General features: G+C 72.6%; 10 protein-coding genes and 1 pseudogene. 8 read left to right on the plus strand and 3 right to left on the minus strand.

Annotated elements, in window-relative coordinates:
* Positions 1-50: 50 nt before the first annotated feature.
* Positions 51-2,495, minus strand: coding sequence for a SpoIIE family protein phosphatase (locus AB0M63_RS23415; protein WP_366020732.1), 2,445 nt, complete (start codon positions 2,493-2,495; stop codon positions 51-53).
* A 207-nt stretch (positions 2,496-2,702) separates the two neighbouring features.
* Between AB0M63_RS23415 and lanKC the strand changes: the two genes are divergently transcribed.
* From lanKC to AB0M63_RS23435, 4 genes are all read left to right on the plus strand, one after another.
* A complete protein-coding gene (lanKC, locus tag AB0M63_RS23420) occupies positions 2,703-5,327 on the plus strand; it encodes a class III lanthionine synthetase LanKC (protein ID WP_366020733.1) in 2,625 nt (874 codons plus the stop codon).
* A 60-nt stretch (positions 5,328-5,387) separates the two neighbouring features.
* Positions 5,388-5,504 (plus strand): SapB/AmfS family lanthipeptide, encoded by a 117-nt coding sequence (locus tag AB0M63_RS23425; protein ID WP_355911267.1) that lies wholly within the window; start codon positions 5,388-5,390, stop codon positions 5,502-5,504.
* Positions 5,505-5,594: 90 nt separating this feature from the next.
* On the plus strand, positions 5,595-7,586 hold the full coding sequence (locus AB0M63_RS23430) for an ABC transporter ATP-binding protein (protein WP_366020734.1): 1,992 nt from the start codon (positions 5,595-5,597) through the stop codon (positions 7,584-7,586).
* A 683-nt stretch (positions 7,587-8,269) separates the two neighbouring features.
* Positions 8,270-10,432 (plus strand): ATP-binding cassette domain-containing protein, encoded by a 2,163-nt coding sequence (locus AB0M63_RS23435; protein ID WP_366021013.1) that lies wholly within the window; start codon positions 8,270-8,272, stop codon positions 10,430-10,432.
* On the opposite strand, the pseudogene AB0M63_RS23440 reads toward AB0M63_RS23435, so the two are convergent.
* A pseudogene (locus AB0M63_RS23440) lies at positions 10,355-10,657 on the minus strand (LuxR C-terminal-related transcriptional regulator); the annotation flags it as partial. The gene AB0M63_RS23435 and the pseudogene AB0M63_RS23440 overlap by 78 nt on opposite strands.
* Before the next feature lie 565 nt (positions 10,658-11,222).
* On the opposite strand from AB0M63_RS23440, the gene AB0M63_RS23445 reads away from it, so the two are divergent.
* Positions 11,223-13,301 carry a SpoIIE family protein phosphatase gene (locus tag AB0M63_RS23445; protein ID WP_366021014.1) on the plus strand — a complete coding sequence of 693 codons (2,079 nt, stop codon included), beginning with the start codon at positions 11,223-11,225 and terminating at the stop codon, positions 13,299-13,301.
* A gap of 122 nt (positions 13,302-13,423) precedes the next feature.
* On the opposite strand, the gene AB0M63_RS23450 is transcribed toward AB0M63_RS23445, so the two are convergent.
* Entirely contained in the window at positions 13,424-14,800 is a 1,377-nt protein-coding gene (locus tag AB0M63_RS23450) for a S1 family peptidase (RefSeq protein ID WP_355911258.1), read from the minus strand.
* 661 nt (positions 14,801-15,461) lie between these two features.
* Between AB0M63_RS23450 and AB0M63_RS23455 the strand changes: the two genes are divergently transcribed.
* From AB0M63_RS23455 to AB0M63_RS23465, 3 genes are all read left to right on the plus strand, one after another.
* On the plus strand, positions 15,462-15,677 hold the full coding sequence (locus AB0M63_RS23455; protein WP_355911255.1) for a type A2 lantipeptide: 216 nt from the start codon (positions 15,462-15,464) through the stop codon (positions 15,675-15,677).
* Positions 15,678-15,771: 94 nt separating this feature from the next.
* Positions 15,772-16,578, plus strand: a complete 807-nt coding sequence (locus tag AB0M63_RS23460; RefSeq protein ID WP_355911252.1) for an HlyD family efflux transporter periplasmic adaptor subunit — start codon at positions 15,772-15,774, stop codon at positions 16,576-16,578.
* On the plus strand, positions 16,575-18,797 hold the full coding sequence (locus tag AB0M63_RS23465) for an NHLP family bacteriocin export ABC transporter peptidase/permease/ATPase subunit (protein WP_366020735.1): 2,223 nt from the start codon (positions 16,575-16,577) through the stop codon (positions 18,795-18,797). The genes AB0M63_RS23460 and AB0M63_RS23465 overlap by 4 nt, the downstream gene beginning before the upstream one ends.
* The last annotated feature ends 1 nt before the right edge of the window (position 18,798 follow it).

Raw genomic sequence — 18,798 nt, forward strand, 5'->3', positions numbered from 1 at the left:
GGCGGCCTCGACCTGCCGTCACGCGCCCGGGCAGGCACCCGTGCGGCGGTCTACGCGTCGAGCGCGATGTCGGCCCACACCTGTTTTCCGCCGCTCACCGGCACGGTTCCCCAGGCCGCCGACATGGCCTCGACGAGGAGGATGCCGCGGCCGCCGGTGGCCTCCCAGCCGATGCTGGTCGGTTTGACCGGGGTGCGCGGCGAGGAGTCGGCCACGGAGACGCGGAACCGGTGGTTGACGAGGGTGAGGTCCAGGCGGACCGGTCCGTCGGTGTGCACCAGGGCGTTGGTGACCAGCTCGGAGACGACGAGGAGGATGACGTCGGTCTCCTCGGTGACGCCCCACAGGCGCAGGGTGCGCTTGGTGAAGCGGCGGGCGTGCCGGGCCGCCTCCGGGACGCGCCACACCGTCCAGTTCTCCCGCCGGGGGCGGGTGGCGAGGCCGTCGTAGCGCATGAGGAGCAGGGCGACGTCGTCGTCGCGGCGGGCGTTGCCGAGCAGGGCGTCGGCGACGAGGCCGAGGTGGGCGGGGTCGGAGAGGGCGAGGCCGTGGGCGAGGCGGTCGATGCCCTCGTCGATGTCGGCCTCCTTGGACTCCACGAGGCCGTCGGTGGTCAGGGCGATGACGGTGCCGGGCTGGAGCCGGAGCGGGCTCATCGGGAAGTCGGCCTGCGTCACCACACCGAGCGGCGGGCCGCCGTCGGCCTCGGGGACCTCGGTTCCGCCGTCCGGGTGACGCAGCACGGGCGGCAGATGGCCGGCCCGCACATACCAGGCCGAGCCCTCCTCCATGTCGACGTCGACATAGCAGCAGGTGGCGAAGAGATCCGTCTCCAGGTCCATGAGGAGCCGGTTGGCGTGCGAGACGACGACGTCCGGCGGGTGCCCCTCGACGGCGTAGGCGCGCAGCGCGGTGCGCATCTGGCCCATGAGGGTGGCGGCGCCCGCGTTGTGGCCCTGGACGTCGCCGATGACGAGAGCCACGTGGTTGTCGGGCAGGGGGATCACGTCGTACCAGTCGCCGCCGACCTCAAGACCGGCCGTGGTCGGCAGATAGCGGGCGACGGCGACCGCGCCGGGCAGCTTCGGCAGCCGGCGCGGCAGCAGTTGGCGCTGGAGCATGCCGACGAGTTCGTGCTCGGCGTCGAAGGCGTGGGCGCGCATCAGCGCCTGTCCGGCGAGGCCGGCGGAGGCGGTGAGCAGGGCGCGTTCGTCGGGGCCGAAGACGTGCGGGTCGTCCCAGCCGATCAGACAGGCCCCGGACACCCGGCCGCCGGCCGACAGCGGCAGCACGGCGAGGCCGCCCGGTCCGACCTCGGCGAGGGCGGGTTCCAGGTCGGTTCCGGCGGGCCGGATCGCGGCGCGGCCCTCGCGCAGGGCGGCGGCGAGGGTGGGCATGGCGCGCACGGGGGCGTCGGGCCACTCGCTGCGCCACTCCTGGCGCCACAGCTCGGGCCAGGACTCGGGTTCGGGCGGGTCCAGGACGGTGACGACGAGCCGGTCGCCCTCCAGTTCGGCGAGCGCGATCCGGTCGGCGCGCAGCGGCTTGCGCAGGGCGGCGACGACGGCCTGGCTGACGTCGTGGACCGTCGGGGCCATGGCGAGGGCAGCGGCGAGGCGCTGGACGCGGGCCACGTCGTTGACGCCGGAGCGCAGTTGGGAGGCGTCGCCGACGGTGCCGACGAGGCGGGCCGGCCGGCCGTCACCGCCGGGCAGCAGCCGGCCGCGCAGCCGCAGCCATTTCGGCGGTCCCGAGGGCTGCAGGACGCGGAACTCCAGCTCGCGGTCGCCGATGGCCATGTGGTCGGCCTCGACGACGGACATGAGGGAGGGCAGGTCCTCGGGCACGGTCAGTCCGAGCAGGGTCTCGACCTTGCCGTCGAAGTCGTCGGGGCCGAGCCCGAACAGCGCCAGGATGTCGCCGCCGACCTCGACCCGCCCGGTGTCCATGGCCAGGTCGAACGAGCCCGCGGGCAGCTCCTCCCCCGCCACGGCCTCGGCCGGGACCGGGATCGCGACCGCCTCGGCGATCAGCGTGAGGCACGCGCGGTCCTCGGTGTCGAACCCGGCCGGGCGCTCGCTCACCGCGAGCAGACAGCCCCCGCCCCGCTCCCCGCGCACCGGCAGCGCCGCCAGATGGAACTCCCCCGACGGCAGCCGGCGCGAGTCGCCGCCGGCCGCGAGTTCCTCGGGCCCGAGCCACACCGCGTGCCCGGCCCGGCGCACCTCGGCGGCCGGTGATCCACCGGAGGCCGGATAGCCGTCCCGCAGCCCGTACAGCGTCCGCGGCACACCGACCGACTCGACCAGGCACAGCAGGTCGGCGTCGTCACCGGGCGTGTACACCCCGGCGAAGCTGGCGCCGGCGAAGACGAGGGCCTGTTCGAGGATCCGGCGCAGCCGTTCGCGGGCGTCAAGATCGGTCGTGAGCGTCTTGAGGGCAAGTTCGGCACGCAGAGTTCTCGTTCTGCGTCCAACAGCGCCCTCACTGACCACGTCCGCAATTACAGCGCTTATGCAGCGACTGCGCAGCCCCTGTGACCGTTCCGTGGAGATGAGGGACCGGATGGCCCTCGGCCTGCTCGAAACACGCCGAACAAATCTTTACGCGTGCGTTCCGCACGGCGATCTCGTGACAGCCGTGACTGTCCGCTGCCTCGGCGCGGCTGGGAGATTCGAGCCGGGCCACGGAGGGGGACGACCATGGACAAGCGGTACGAGGTGCACGCGCTCGCCGACCGGCATTTCTACGAGACACCCGACCGCCTGTCCGCGGCCGGTCCGGGCGCCGCGCCCACCCTGTTCGGGACCGCGCGCCGCGAGGTCCCCGCCGGCTGGACCTCGGCGCGGATCGGCGACTGGCTGACACTGACCCCGCTCGACGACGACGGCGACCCGCTCCCGGGACCGCCCCAGGGCTGGAAGATCCACGCCTCGGCCACCCGGGCGAACGCGGACAAGATCGCCGCCCTGGTGTGGGAGTACTGCGTGCCGCGCCGCATCCCGTTCAAGTTCGTACCGGGCCCGCACCTGCTGCATCTGCGCAACACCAAGTACGCGGGCCGGGACACCAGCGGCAAGTTCGTCACCGTCTACCCCTCCGACGAGGAACAGCTCCACCAGATCCTGCGCGAGCTGGGCAAGCTCCTGGAGGGCTTCGAGGGGCCGTACATCCTCACCGATCTGCGCTGGTACGACGGCCCGCTCTACGTCCGCTACGGCGCTTTCGCGCGCAGCTTCGTCGTCGACGAGCGGGGCTCGCTGGTGCCGGCGGTGCGGGACGGCGAGGGGCGGCTGGTGCCGGACCGGCGGGCGCCGTCCTTCCAGGTCCCGGAGTGGGTGACGCTGCCCGCGTTCCTGGAGCCCCATCTCGCGGCCCGCAACACCACGACGGTCGGCGAACTGCCGTACCGCATCGAGAAGGCGCTGCACTTCTCCAACGGCGGTGGGGTGTACGCGGGCACCGACACCCGGGACGGGCGCAAGGTCGTCCTCAAGGAGGGGCGTCCGCACGCGGGGCTGGCCTCGGACGGCGCCGACGCGATCGCCCGCCTGGAGCGCGAGAAGCTCGCGCTGGAACGGGTCGCCGGGACCGGGGTCGTGCCGGAGGTGCGCGACTGGTTCATGCTGGGCGAACACCGGTTCCTGGTCATGGACTTCGTCGAGGGGCAGCCGCTCAACTCCTTCTTCGCGCAGCGCCATCCCCTGCTCACCCCGGACCCCGACCCGGCCGCGGTCGCCGCGTACACGGCGTGGGCGCTGAAGATCCACCGGGCGGTCGAGCAGGCGCTGGAGGCCGTGCACGCGCGCGGGATCGTCTTCAACGACCTGCACATCTTCAACGTGATCGTCGCGCCCGACGAGGAGTCGGTGTTCCTCATCGACTTCGAGGCGGCGGCACCGGTCGCGGAGAACGGCCGACAGGTCGTCGCTCACCCGGGCTTCTTCGCCCCGCCGGACCGCAGAGGCGTCGACGTCGACCGGTACGCGCTGGCCTGTCTGCGGCTCGCCCTGTTCCTGCCCGTCACCACCCTGTTCGTGGTCGACCGCGCCAAGGCGGCCCATCTGGCCGAGGTGATCGCCGGTCAATTCCCGGACGTACCAAGGGAGTTCCTGGACGAGGCGGTCGCGGAGATCACGCGGGACGTGAGCAAGGAGCGGCCACGGACCCGGTCGGTTCCACCCGCCTCCGTCGGCCTCGTGGAACCCGGCGACTGGCCCTACAGCCGTGACTCGATGGTCAAGGCGATCTGGGCCTCGGCGACTCCGGAGCGCGCCGACCGGCTCTTCCCCGGCGACATCGCGCAGTTCTCGGACGGCGGCGGGCTCGGTCTTTCGCACGGCGCGGCCGGTGTGCTGTACGCGCTGGACGCGGTGGGGGCCGACCGCCACGAGGAGGGCGAGCGCTGGCTCCTGGACCACACCGCCCCGCCACCGGTCGGCACCCCGCTCGGCCTCTACGACGGTCTCGCGGGCGTCGCCCATGTCCTGGGCCGACTCGGCCACCGGCAACGGGCCCTCGACCTGATCGACGGCATCCTCCGGGAGCGCTGGCAGAACCTGTCCTCCGATCTGCACGGCGGCCTCGCGGGACTCGGCCTGGTCCTGGGCCAACTGGCCGCCGACACCGGCGAGTCGGAGCTGCGCGAGCGGGCGGCCGAGGCCGCGGACATCGTCGTACGACGGCTCGCCGAGCCGCGCCCCGAGACGCCCCGACGGCGTGCCGGGCTGCTGCGGGGAGCGAGCGGGCCCGCGCTGTTCCTGCTCCGGCAGTACGAACTGACCGGCGAACGACGGCTGTTGGACGCCGCCGCCGGAGCGCTGCGCCGCGACCTGGAGTGCTGTGTCGTGCAGCGCGGCGGCGGGCTGGAGGTCGACGAGGGCTGGCGGACGCTGCCCTACCTCGGCGACGGAAGCGTGGGCATCGGGATGGTCGTGGACGACCTGCTGGCCCATCTCCCGGACGGGACCGGGGAGTTCGAGCGAGCCCGCGCCGGCATCCTCACCGCCGCCACCTCCCGTTTCTACGCGCAACCCGGTCTCTTCCAGGGCCGCGCAGGCATGATCCTGCACCTCGCGCGAACGGACGCGGACGGGCGGAGGCTGACCGAGCAGGTGGCCGGCCTCGCCTGGTTCGCCATGGCCTACGAGGGCCAACTCGCCTTCCCCGGGCACCAGATGATGCGCCTGTCGATGGACCTGGGCACCGGCACGGCCGGGTGCCTGCTCGCGCTCGGCGCGGCCCTCGGCGACACCGAAGCCCCGGCCGGGCTGCCCTTCCTGCCGCCCACACCCGGGCGGCCCACACAACGCGGCTCCGCGATCTGAGATCCGACGGAGTCGTGACACCAAGAACACCACCCCGTCCCCACAACGAAAGGACACGTCATGGCACTTCTCGACCTGCAGACGATGGAATCCGACGAGCACAGCGACGGCGGCGGCGCGAGCACCGTCAGCCTGCTCTCCTGCGTCAGCGCGGCGAGCGTTCTGCTCTGTCTCTGACGATGCGGTGAGCCCACGGCTCCGGGCGGCCCGCTCCCACGAGGGGCGGCCGCCCGGAGCCTCCGTCACGTCTCCGCAAGGGGCTGCCGTATGAGGACTCGCGCCGAGGACGACCCCGGGGCCGCGGCGACCCGTGCGCTGCTGCGGTCGGCGCTCCGCGACAGCGGACCGCGCTGTGCGGCGCTGTGCGTGGTGAGTACGGCGGCCACGGCGGCGGCGCTCGTGCTGCCGGCCGTCCTGGGGCGGACCCTGGACCTGCTGCTGGCGCACGCCCCGGCCGGCCGCTGGGTGGGTGCGTGTGCGGGGCTGGTGCTGCTGACCGCGTTGCTGGACGCGTGCGGGACAGTGCTGGGCGGCACGGTCACGGCGGGCTCAACTGCCTGGCTGCGCAGTCTGGTTGGCGGACATGTGCTGGCGGTGGGTCCGCGAGCCGGCACCCGTTTCGGTTCCGGTGAGCTGGTCGCCCGGCTGGTCGGGAACGCCGCGCAGGCCGGGACGGCGCCGGGCGCGCTCGCCGCGCTGCTGGCGGCCCTGGCGGGCCCGGTCGGCGGTGTGGTCGCGCTGGCCCTGATCGATCCGTGGCTGGCGGCCGTGTTCCTGGCGGGGGCACCGGTCCTCGCCCTCCTGCTGCGCGCCCTCGCCCGGGACACCACCGAGTGCGTGACGCGGTACCAGCGGGCGCAGGGGCTCATCGCGGCGGCGCTGGCGGAGGCGATCGACGGCTCCCGCACGATCCGGGCGGCGGGTACGGCGGACCGGGAGACGGCACGGATTCTGCGGCCACTGCCCGACCTCTCCCGCGCGGGGCACCGCATGTGGGGGGTGCAGGGGCGGGCCGCCGCACAGGCGGTGACCGTGGCGCCGCTCCTTCAGCTGGCCGTCGTGGCCGTGGCGGGCTGCCTGCTGACCACGCACCGCCTGACGGTGGGCGATGTACTGGCCGCCTCCCGGTACGCGGTGCTGGCGACCGGCGTCGGCGTGCTGGTGGGACAGCTCGCGGGCCTGATGCGCGCCCGGGCCGCGACCGGACGCCTCGCAGAGATCCTGACGGAACCCGCCCCGACGTACGGACACCACCAACTGCCTTTGGGTGAAGGACAGTTGGAGTTGCGCGGGGTGACCGCGCGGCGCGGCGGACGCCCCGTACTGGACGGGATCGACCTGGTGGTTCCCGGTGGCACGACACTCGCGGTCGTGGGCCGCTCGGGTGCGGGCAAGTCGCTGCTGGCGGCGGTGGCGGGCCGGCTGACCGACCCGGACGAGGGTGAGGTCCTCCTCGACGGAATCCCGCTCCGCGACCTGCGCCACGCCGACCTGCGCGGTGCGATCGGCTACGCCTTCGACCGCCCGGTGCTGCTCGGCACCACCATCGAGGACACGATCGCCTTCGGCGTGCCGACCCCGTCCCCCACCACCGTCCGCGCGGCGGCGCGCACAGCCCAGGTGGACACCTTCATCCGCCGCCTCCCCCACAGCTACGCCACCCCCTGCGCCGAAGCCCCCCACTCCGGCGGCGAGGCCCAACGCCTCGGCCTGGCCCGGGCGTTCGCCCACCCCGGCCGCCTCCTGATCCTCGACGACGCCCTCTCCAGCCTCGACACGGTCACAGAACACCATCTGACGAAGGCCCTCACCGACCCCACCACACCAGGCACCCGCCTCCTCGTGGCCCACCGCGCGACGACGGCGGCGCGCGCGGACCGGGTGCTCTGGCTGGACGGCGGGCGGGTGCGGGCGGTGGGGACCCATGCGGAGTTGTGGGGGACGCCGGGTTATCGGGCGGTGTTCGGGGTCGGGGACGAGGGCGCCCCGGCGGGAGCGCGGAAGGGCGGCGCGAGGGCGTTGGGCGGCACGGCGAATTCCGGGAGCGACGGCGTACGCGAGCTGCACGGCACAGAGGACGAGCCCGGGGTGACGACGGGCACGGAGCCGATGGCTTCCGGGGGCGATGGTGTGCGCGCCGCAAGACACAAAGAGCAAGCCAGGCCAATGACGCGCACCAAGCCAGGCACCGAGCCGACAGATTCCGGAAGCAATGGCGCACGCGCACCGCGACGCACAGAGAGCGGGTCGGAGCGATGACCGGCACGGAACCGACGGTTTCCGAGGGCGATGGCGTACGCGCGCCGCAAGACACAAAGAGCAAGCCAGGCCAATGACGAGCGCCAAGCCGGGCACCGAGCCGACAGATTCCGGAAGCAATGGCGCACGCGCGCCGCAAGACACAAAGAGCGAGCCAGGCCAATGACGGGCGCCAAGCCGGGCACGGAACCGACGGATTCCGGAAGCAATGGCGCACACAGGCCGCGACACCCAGAGAGCGAGTCGGGCCGATGACGCGCACGCAGCCGGACAGGGAGCCGGGCACGGAGGACCGGGCGGACCGGCGGCGGACCGTACCGATGGCGCACGGGAACGATCGGGCACGCCAGGAACCACCTGGCCGCCACGACGAGACCGGCGGTCACCCCGATGCGAACCCGCCGACGCGCAAAGGCGCGTGGCGGCGTCGGCGCAGGGATACGGTCCGGACCGGAAGGTATGGCGAGGGCCAGGTCGACGGCGACGTCCGTCGTGACGACCTACCCCTCGCGCCCCTCGCGCACGGACAACGGCCGACTCCAGTGAGCCCCGACAGCAGTTCGGCCGAGCCCACGCAGTACGCCGAACCACGCAACCTCCATGAACGACGGCAGACCCCCACCCCGCCCCACGACGAACCCACCGAGACCACCCAGCACACCCAACCGCCCGACAACAGCGGTATCCCCCGACGCGGCCTCCGTTTCCTCGCCGCGCGATGGCGCGTTCTCGTCCGGCTCGCCAGCTGGTCGGTACTGGAGACCGGGCAGACCTTTCTGGTCGGGTACGGGCTCGCGCGGTCGCTGGACGCCGGGTTTCTGGCCGGGCGGGCCATGGTCGGACTCGGGTGGCTCGGTGTGGCGGGGGTCGGGGTCCTCGTCGGTGCCGTGGGGACCGGACGGGTGTACCGGGCTGTCGCCGCGCTGGTCGAGCCGCTGCGGGACCGGCTCGTCGAGCGGGTGGTCGCGCGGGGTGTGGCGGAGGCCGACCGGAGTGCCCTGTCCGGACTGACCCAGCAGGTGGAGCTGGCCCGGGACACCTTCGCCGGGCTGGTGATGGTGTCCCGATCGTTCGTGTTCACCGCCGTGGGCGCGCTCGCCGGGCTGTGCTCGCTCGTGCCTCTGCTCCTGCTCGTCGTGGCGCCGCCACTCGTGGCCGGAGTGGGCCTGTTCGCGGCGACCCTGCGCCCGCTGGCCCGGCGGCAGGAGGTCTTCCTGCGCGCCGACGAGGCCCTCGCCGACCGGCTGGGCACCGTCTGCCCCGGACTGCGGGACATCACGGCGGCCGGCGCCGAGGAGCAGGTCGCCGCCGACACCAGGCACCTCGTCGACGCCGAACTACGGGCCGCGCGCTCGCTCGCCCGCTGGGGCGTCCCGCGCGTGGCGTCCCTGGCGATCGGCGGCCAACTGCCGGTCCTGCTGCTGCTCGCCACCGCCCCCTGGCTCCTGGGCCACGGCGTCACCCCGGGCGCCCTGGTCGGAGCCCTCGCCTACGTCACCCAGTCCCTGCTGCCCGCCCTCCAGAACCTGGTCCACGGCCTGGGCACCAGCGGCTCCCGCCTCGCGGTCGTCCTGCGCCGCCTGACACCCGACCCACCAGCCACTCCCCGCCCGGACCGACCCGCCACACCACCCGACGACACCCCAGCCCACCCCCTGCCCACCCCCCGAAACCTGGCCCACGGCCCAGGCACCAGCGGCTCTCACCCAACACCCCCGCCGCCCACCACACCCCGATCGGAACAGCCCACCCCACCACCCGACAACACCCCAGCCCACCCCCCGCCCACCCCCCGAAACCTCGCCCACAGCCTGGACACCAACAGCTCCCACCCAACACCCCCGCCGCCCACCACACCCCGATCGGAACAGCCCACCCCACCACCCGACAATCCCCCGCCCCTCTCCCCCGCCCCCGTCACCCAGAACCTGGCCCACGGCCCGGGCACCAGCGGCCGCCGCCTCACACCCCCGCCGGACACGCCCCCAGCCCTCTCCCTCACCTCCCTCACCTTCGCCTACGGCCCCGCCAGCGAGCCCGTCCTGCGCGGTCTCGACCTCGACCTTCCGCCCGGCGCCCACCTGGCCGTCGTAGGACCGAGCGGTATCGGGAAATCCACGCTCACCGCACTCGTCGCCGGGCTGCTGCGGCCCGGTGGGGGCGCGGTCCGGGTGTACGGGCGGACGGTGGGCGAGGCGGCTGCCCTGCGGGTGTTGATTCCGCAGGAGGCGTATGTGTTCAGTGGCAGCCTCGCCGAGAACCTCGGGCAGTTGCGGCCGGACCCGGTGCCCGAGGCGGAGTTGCTGGCCGCGGCCGAGGCCGTCGGGCTCACCCCGCTCCTGGAAGCCCTCGGCGGGCCGCACGCCCCGGTGCAGCCCGCGCAACTGTCCGCCGGGGAGCGGCAGTTGATCGCGCTGACCCGGGCCTATCTCTCGTACGCCCCGCTCGCCCTCCTCGACGAGGCGACCTGTCATCTGGACCCGGACGCGGAGGAACGCGCGGAGCGTGCCTTCGCCGGGCGGGAGCGGCCGGGGGGCGCGCTGGTCGTCGTGGCCCACCGGATCAGCTCGGCCCGCCGGGCGGAACGGGTGCTCGTCATGGACGGGCGGGAGACCGCGCTCGGAACGCACGACGAACTGCTGAGCCGCTCCCCGCTCTACCGGGACCTGGTCGGCTCCTGGGCCTCAGAGCCAGCCCTCCCCCTGCGAGATGCGGATCGCGTCGACGCGGTTGCGGGCCCCGGTCTTGCGGGTGATGGCCGCCATGTAGTTGCGCACGGTCCCGTGGGACAGGTGCAGGCTCCCGGCGATCTCCGCGACGGAGGCGCCCTCGGCGGCGAGGGTTAACACGCTCAGCTCCCGCCGGGTCAGCGGCATCTCCGCGGCCTTCAGAAAACCAAAACCCAGCGAATCGTCGACGAAACGTTTCCCCTCCGCGACGCGCCGGATTCCGTGCAGCAGGTGTTCCGGCGGGCTCGCCTTGTCCACATAACCGAGCGCGCCCGCCTCGATCGCCCGTCTCAGCAGGCCGGGCCGGTGCGCGGTGGCCAGCACGAGGAGGCGCGGCGGCATGCGGCCGGCGCCGCGCGGGCAGAGTTCGCCGAGCGGCGGGATGCCGTAGGTGTCGGAGCAGTCCAGGTCGGCCGCGCAGATGTCCGGCCGGGCGGACCGGACGCGTCCGGGTGCGGTGCGCCACGGGGTGTCGTGGACCTCCAGGTCGGGTTCCCGGCGGAGCCACTCCGCGAGGACCGATCGCACCAGGCACGCGTCATGCACCAGAAGTAGCCGGATCACTGCCGCCCCTTCGACTCGCCGTTCGCCGGTTCCAGGTGGTTTCGCGCGAACCCATTGTTCGCGACCGCGACCGTCAGCGGGCCTGGAGAACCGGCCAACAGGGTGCGCGGGGGCGCACGCGGGGCGCCCGTACGCCGCCGCGCGCTTCGATCAGGGGGGCTTGGGTCGGAGCCCCGGGGGTACGGCGACGCGCCGCACCGCTCGGAGCCGGCGGTGCTCGCCGTGCGCGTGCGGCTCCCAGGGTGGAGCCTGATCCCTGAGGGACGCGGGGCCGGGCGAGGAGGTGGTCGGCGTGTCGGACAGGCAGACGCCGACGGTCGCCGGGACGCCGGTCGGCCGTCCGATGCTGTCTCTCGCGCTGGCCGCGATGATGGACGGCGTCCACGCGCACTCCGGCGCGGTGTATCTGCTGACGCCCGACGAGCCGGTGCTGGAGATGGCGGTGATGGCCGGGCTGCCCCGCGCCTTCGCGGCACCCTGGGAGCGGGTCGGGCTGAGCGCGCCGATCCCGGTCGCCGAGGCCGCGCGCGAACGGCGGCTGATCTGGATCGGCGGCGAGGAGGACATGGCCCGCCGCTATCCGCGCATCGCGGTCGTGCTGCCCTACCCCTTCGCGCTGGCCGCGGTGCCGATCGCCACCCCGTCCAGGGTCTACGGCTCGGTCTTCGTGACCTGGCCCGGTTCGCATCCGCCGGTCCTGTCCGACCGGGACCGGGACCAGCTCACGGCCGCCTGCGAGCGGCTCGCGGTCCGGCTGGAGCGGGCCGTGGAGGAGCGGCGTCCGGTGAGCGCGGAGCCCGATCTGCTCACGACGGGACCCGCGACGAGTGTGGCCGGGACGCTGGGCACGGTCGAGGCGGCCCGGATGGTGGCCCGGCTGCCGTACGGGCTGTGTTCGCTGGATCTGCACGGCCGGGTCGGCTTCGCGAACACGGCGGCCGGAGAGCTGCTCGGCATGTCGGTGAGCCGGCTGCTGGGCACCCAGTTGTGGGCGGCGGTGCCCTGGCTCAACGACCCGGTGTACGAGGACCGTTACCGGGCCGCGCTGCTCAGTCAGCAGGTCACGTCGTTCGTGGCGCTGCGACCGCCGGGCGAGTGGCTGTCGTTCCGGCTGTATCCGAACACGACCGGGCTGAGCGTACGGATCAGCCGGGCGCGGGCGGTCGCCGAGCTGGCCCGGGCGGGGCCGCAGCCCGGCGACGGGTCGTCGCGGCTGGTGACCATCTCGCAGGTGCTGAGCCTGGCGGGGGCGCTCACCGAGGCGGTCGGGGTGGAGGACGTGGTGCAGCTCATCGCGGACGAGGTCGCCCCGGCCGTGGGCAGCCAGGCGCTGGTCGTCCTCGGTTCGCGGGGCGGGCGGCTGCATGTGCTGGGGCACCGCGGCTATCCGGATCCGCAGGTCGTCGAGCGCTTCGACGGGATGGCGCTGACCGGGTCGACGCCGGGGACGGCTGCCCTGAACAGCGGGGTGCCCGCGTTCTTCGACTCACGCCAGGAGCTGGAACGGCTGTATCCGAGCCGGCACTCCACGCCCGACGGCTTCGCGGCCTGGGCGTATCTGCCGCTGATCGCCTCCGGGCGGCCGGTCGGCACCTGTGTGCTGGCGTACGCGGAGCCGCACACGTTCCCCGCGGACGAGCGGGCCGTCCTGACGAGTCTGGGCGGGCTGATCGCGCAGGCGCTGGAGCGTGCGCTGCTCTACGACGCGAAGAACCGGCTGGCGCACGGGTTGCAGGCGGCGTTGCTGCCGCACTCGCTGCCGCCGCTGCCGGGCATCGAGGCCGCCGCCCGCTATCTGCCGGCCACCCAGGGCATGGAGATCGGCGGCGACTTCTACGACCTGGTGACCACCGCGGGCCTGGCGGCGGTGATCGGCGATGTGCAAGGGCACAACGTGACGGCGGCCGGGCTGATGGGGCAGATCCGGACCGCCGTCCGCGCGTACACGACCGTGGGCCAGGCCCCGGAGGAGGTCATGCGCAGTACCAACCGGCTGCTGATCGACCTCGGTTCCGAACTGTTCGCGAGCTGTCTGTATCTACGGCTCGATCCCGCACGCGGTACGGCCGTGATGGCGCGGGCCGGGCATCCGCCGCCGTTGCTGCGCCGTCCGGACGGGCGGGTGCGGGTGCTCGACCTGGCCGGTGGCCCGTTGCTGGGCATCGACGCCGAGGCGACCTATCCGACGACCCAGGTCGATCTCGCGCCCGGTTCCGTGCTGGCCCTCTACACCGACGGGCTCATCGAGTCGCCCGGCGTGGACATCGAGGACGCCCTGGCCGAACTGGGTCAACGCCTCGCCGATGCCGGGGAGTTGCCGCTGGAGGAGATCGCCGACGCGCTCGTGCGGGACAGCGCGGCGGCGCGGGAGCGGATCGACGACGTGGCGTTGTTGCTGCTGCGGGCCCGGGGCCCGGGGTGAGATGTGGCGCTGCTGTCGCGGGCCGGAGCCCGGATGACCTGGACAACGCAGGGCGGTCCGGCCCTCCCGCCGGAGGGCCGGACCGATCCACCGCCGACCTTGTACCGCTGGAAGGGGTCGGGTCAGTGGCTTGAGGTGAGCGAGGAGCCGTCGTCGGCTCCGGTGCCCGTCCCGTCGCCGGTGCCGTCGGTGGCGGACGGGTCGACCGCTCCGGACTGGTCGCCCGTGCCGTCGGTGGCGGACGGGTCCACGGCTCCGGACTGGTCCCCGGTGCCGTCGGTGGCGGACGGGTCGGCCGCGGTCGCCGACGGGTCCGCGGTGGCGGTGTCGTCGCCCGCGCCGGCACCGGCGCCCGCGTCACCGAGGGTGGCGCCGGTCGCCGTGAGCGCGGCGGTGACCGGCTGGAAGAAGGTCTCGCCGCCGCTGGTGCAGTCGCCGCTGCCGCCGGAGGTGAGGCCGACCGCGCCGCCGTCCTGGGTGAAGAGCGAGCCGCCGCTGTCACCCGCCTCGGCGCAGACGTCCGTCTGGATGAGGCCGTTGACGGTGTCGACACCGTTCGGGTCGGTCTCGCTCTGGAAGTTGACGGTCGCGTCGAGTCCGGTGACCGTGCCGTCGTGCAGACCGGTGGTGGAGCCCATCCGGAAGACCTGGGTGCCGACCGTGGCGTCCTCGGCCTGGGTGATCTGGACGGTCTGGCCGTTGCCCACGTTGACGTCGCTCGTGGTCTGGGTGGCCGGGTCGTCGTACTTCACGAGTGAGAAGTCGTTGCCGGGGAAGGTGGCCTGGTCGACCGTGGCGATCGGCTGGCCGTCCTGCGTGTCGGACCACTCCTTCGCCGCGACACCGCAGTGTCCGGCGGTCAGGAAGGCGGGGGTGCCGTCGCTCGCGGTGACGTTGAAGCCGAGGGAGCAGCGGACACCGCCCTGGTCGGTCTGGGCGAAGATGGCGTCGCCGCCCGAGACCAGCGTCTTGAAGGAGCCGGCGGTCTTCTTGACGGTGGCCATGTTCGTGCCGAGGCTCTTGACCGTCGACAGCACGGTGTCCCAATTGGAGCCGGTGACGGTGCTGTCGGCGAGGACCTGGATCTTGTTGGTCTTCGGGTCGACCGACCAGGCCGTGCCGGGGACGGTGGCCTTGGTCTTCAACACCTGGGCGGCGGCGGTGAGTTCGGCGGTGCTGTTCTGCACCTCGCGCACCTTGGCGCCGGCCTTCTCCGCCTGGACGACCACGTTGTTGTTGTCACCGGGGATCACGTTGACGACGAGCTGCTTGGCGGCGCTGTCGTAGTAGGACCCGGCGAAGGCATCGCCCAGCAGTCCGGCGAGCTGCGAGGAGAGGTCGGAGGCGCCCGTCGCCTTGAGGGTCTTGGGGGTGGCGGCGCCTGCCGAGTTGTCCTGGGACGCGTTGGCGTTCGGCAGCAGGATCGCCGCCGCTCCGAGTGCAGCGACACCGCCGACGGCTATCGCGGCCTTGCGCTTCGGAATTCGCTTGTGACTCAAACTTCTCGACCTCCTGGGGACCGGGGTCTGTGGCCGCTGTGCGGCGGCCGATGGGGGCGCCTGGATGCCCGTTGATACGCACGTGTCACGTGGGGCGTTCAATTCCGTTTCCCAACTTCCTTTGCAAAACCGCGAATCGGCCATGACCCACAGCGCAACGGTCGCCCCGACCTGCTCACGCACCGACCCGGCCCGCAACCCCCCGATCCGACACAGAACGCGATCGGTCGGCAACGGTCGGTCGAGAACAGCGAGCGGAATCCTCACTTCAGGGAATCTGCACAGCGCGCACCCAACCAAGTCACCGACTGCGGCGGATCTGCACATGTGCACACCCCCCGGAACGCCTTTGGTACGGAGTGCCTGATTCCACATCCAGGCGGCAAGCCCTCCTGCGGAACGATGCCGTGCAGGGTGTGAAGAAGTCGCCGACATGCCGTGCGCGCGCCTGCACGGTTCGGGACTCCTGGGACTCAAGTGCCCTGGTGGGACAGGAGATTGATTGGCTGCGCCCACCCGCAGCGTGCTTTGATCCATCGCACCGCAGGAGCCACCACGGCTCCGGTGAACGGCGCCCGGCGCCTGCGGCCGCGGCCGTCGCTCTGTCCCCAGAGGGGGCCGCTCCCCCCTTGTGAATATCCATATGAAGGGAAGTTCCACCATGAACTCCACCCCCCAGGTTGAGACCGTCGAGATCTCCGACGCCGAGCTCGACAACGTCTCCGGCGGTCTGTCCGTGAACGCCCTCGGCACCGTCACCGGCCTGGTGGACGGCGTTGTCCCGGTCTCCGGCCTGGTCGACTCGGTCATCGGCACCGTCCAGGGCGCCACCGGCCTGAACGTGACCCCGGTCACGAACCTGGTCGCCGGTCTCTGACCGCACCTTGTTCCACCGAGTCCCGGAGCCGTTTCCCGGCTCCGGGACTCTCGGGTTGCCGTAAAAGATCTCTCCCACAGGTGAGGGAAGTCCCGTGCAGTTCCGCCAACAGGCCCTCGCCAAGCTCCAGTCGCCCGAAGAGCTCGATCTTCCGGTGCGCTTCGCGCGTCCCCAGGGCTGGCTCGTGCTCTCCGTGACGGTGGTCGTGGTGGCCGCCGCCTCCGTGTGGGCGGTCACCGGCTCCGTGGCGTCCACGGTCGGGGCGTCCGCCATCCTCACGCACGGGGAGGGCAGTTACATCCTGCAGAGCCCCGTCGCCGGACAGGTGACCGCGGTCCTCGCCCAGGAGGGCGAACGGCTGCCCGCCAACTCCCCGGTCCTGAAGGTCCGTACGGCCGACGGCGACTCCGTCGTGCGCACGGTCGCCGCGGGCCGGATCACCGCGCTCGCCGCCACCATCGGCCAGATCATCCAGACCGGCGCGAACGTCGCCGCCGTGGAGAAGGTCGCGCACGCCGCCGACCCGCTCTACGCGACGGTGTACGTCCCCGCCGAGAACGCGGCCTCCATCCCCGCGAACGCCGCCGTCGACCTGACCGTCTCCTCGGTGCCGACCCAGACGTACGGCGTGCTGCGCGGCCAGGTGAAGGCCGTGGACCGGTCCGCCGAATCGGCGCAGCAGATCTCCGCGTTCCTCGGGGACAGCCAGTTGGGCGAGCAGTTCACCAAGAAGGGCAGACCGGTGGCCGTGCTGGTGAAGCTCGACAAGTCGGCGCGCACGAAGAGCGGTTACAAGTGGTCGTCCCAGGACGGACCGCCCTTCGCCCTCACCTCCATGACCATGGCCTCGGCCTCGATCCGGCTGGCCGATCAGCGTCCCCTCGATTGGCTGCTGCCGTGAGCCGCGCACAGGACACCCGTTCGCGACGCCGCTCCACCCCGCCGAAGCGCCCGGTGCCCAAGGGCCGCGCGAAGACGGTCCGTTCACCCACGGTGCTCCAGATGGAGGCCGTCGAGTGCGGCGCCGCCTCCCTCGCGATGGTCCTCGGCTTCTACGGCCGCCACGTCCCGCTGGAGGAACTGCGCATCGCATGCGGTGTCTCCCGCGACGGCTCGCGCGCCAGCAACCTCCTGAAGGCGGCCCGCAGTTACGGCCTCACGGCCAAGGGCATGCAGATGGACACCGCCGCCCTCGCCGAGGTGCGCTCCCCCGCGGTCCTGTTCTGGGAGTTCAACCACTACGTCGTCTACGACGGCATGGGCCGCCGCCTCGGCCGGCGCGGGGTGTACATCAACGACCCCGGCAAGGGCCGTCGGTTCGTGCCCATGGAGGACTTCGACTCCAGCTTCACCGGAGTCGTCCTGGTCATGGAGCCGGGCGACGGTTTCGAGAAGGGCGGGCGCAAGCCGGGCATCCTGGGTGCGATGCCGGCGCGGCTGCGCGGTACCGCGGGCACGATGCCGGCCGCCGTCCTGGCGAGCCTGCTGCTGGTCCTGGTCGGCGCGGCGATGCCCGCGCTCAGCCGGACCTACATCGACATGTTCCTGATAGGTGGTCAGACGTCCCTGCTGGGCGTCCTGTTCGCGTCGATGGGCACCTGCGTGCTCCTCACGCTGCTGCTGACCTGGCTGCAACAGGCGAACCTGCTGCACGGCCGCATCATCTCCTCCACCCTCTCCAGCGCCCGTTTCCTGCGCCATCTGCTGCGGCTGCCGGTGACGTTCTTCTCCCAGCGCAGCCCGGCCGACCTGGTGCAGCGCCTCCAGTCGAACGACTCGGTGGCGGAGACCCTGGCCCGCGACCTCTCGGCGGCAGGCGTCGACGCGGTGGTCGTGGTGCTCTACGCGCTGCTCCTCTACACCTACGACCCCCAACTCACGTATGTGGGCATCGGGGTGGCGCTGCTGAACGTGGTGGCGATGCGGGTCGTCATCCGGTTGCGCGCGACCCGTACCGCGAAACTGCGCGCCGACTCCGCCCGGCTCACCAACACCGCTTACACCGGGCTCCAGTTGATCGAGACGATGAAGGCGACCGGCGGCGAGGACGGCTACTTCCGCAAGTGGGCCGGACAGCACGCCACCACTCTGGAGGAACAGCAGCGGCTCGGGGTGCCGAGCGCCTGGCTGGGTGTGGTCGCGCCGACGCTGGCCTCGCTCAACAGCGCGCTGATCCTGTGGATCGGCGGAATGCGGGCGGTCGAAGGGCACATCTCCGTCGGCCTGTTGGTGGCTTTCCAAGCGCTCGTCACCCGCTTCACCGCGCCGATCACCCGGCTCAACGGCGTCGCGGGCCGCGTCCAGGACTTCGCGGCCGACGTGGCCCGCCTCAAGGACGTCGAGAACTTCCAGGCCGATCCCCTCTACTCCCGGGCCGGCGGCGCCGATTCGACGCGCCGGCTGCAAGGACACGTGGAGCTGGAGAACATCACCTTCGGCTACAGCCCCCTCGACAAGCCTCTCCTCACCGGCTTCTCACTGACGGTCGGCCCGGGCCAGCAGGTGGCACTGGTCGGCGGCTCCGGCAGCGGCAAGTCGACGGTGTCCAGGCTGATTTCGGGTCTCTACACGCCCTGGGAGGGCGTGATCCGTATCGACGAGCACCGGCTGGAGGACATCCCGCGCGGCGCGCTCGCGGCCTCCGTCTCCTTCGTCGACCAGGATGTGTTCCTCTTCGAGGGCTCGGTCCGCGACAACGTGGCGCTGTGGGACCCGTCCATCCCGGACGAGGCCGTGACGGACGCGCTGCGGGACGCGGCCCTGTACGACGTGGTGATGCGGCGGCCCGGCGGCATCCACAGCCGGGTCGAGCAGGACGGCCGGAACTTCTCCGGCGGTCAGCGTCAACGCCTGGAAATCGCAAGGGCGTTGGTGCGCAGGCCCAGCATTCTCGTCCTCGACGAGGTGACCAGCGCCCTGGACGCGGAGACCGAGCAGGTGGTGATGGACAACCTGCGCAAGCGCGGCTGCGCCTGTGTGGTGATCGCGCACCGGCTCAGCACCGTGCGCGACAGCGACGAGATCGTCGTGCTGGAACACGGCACGATCGTGGAACGCGGGCGGCACGACGCCCTGGTGGCGGCCGGCGGCGCGTACGCCACGCTGGTCAAGGAGCGGTGAG

The sequence above is a fragment of the Streptomyces sp. NPDC051576 genome (assembly GCF_040681835.1).
Lineage (GTDB): Bacteria > Actinomycetota > Actinomycetes > Streptomycetales > Streptomycetaceae > Streptomyces.

Coding starts and splice junctions, on each gene's coding strand:
- lanKC (WP_366020733.1), top strand. CDS start 2,703: ATGGACAAGCGGTACGAGGTGCACGCGCTCGCCGACCGGCATTTCTAC.
- AB0M63_RS23425 (WP_355911267.1), top strand. CDS start 5,388: ATGGCACTTCTCGACCTGCAGACGATGGAATCCGACGAGCACAGCGAC.
- AB0M63_RS23430 (WP_366020734.1), top strand. CDS start 5,595: ATGAGGACTCGCGCCGAGGACGACCCCGGGGCCGCGGCGACCCGTGCG.
- AB0M63_RS23445 (WP_366021014.1), top strand. CDS start 11,223: ATGCTGTCTCTCGCGCTGGCCGCGATGATGGACGGCGTCCACGCGCAC.
- AB0M63_RS23455 (WP_355911255.1), top strand. CDS start 15,462: ATGAACTCCACCCCCCAGGTTGAGACCGTCGAGATCTCCGACGCCGAG.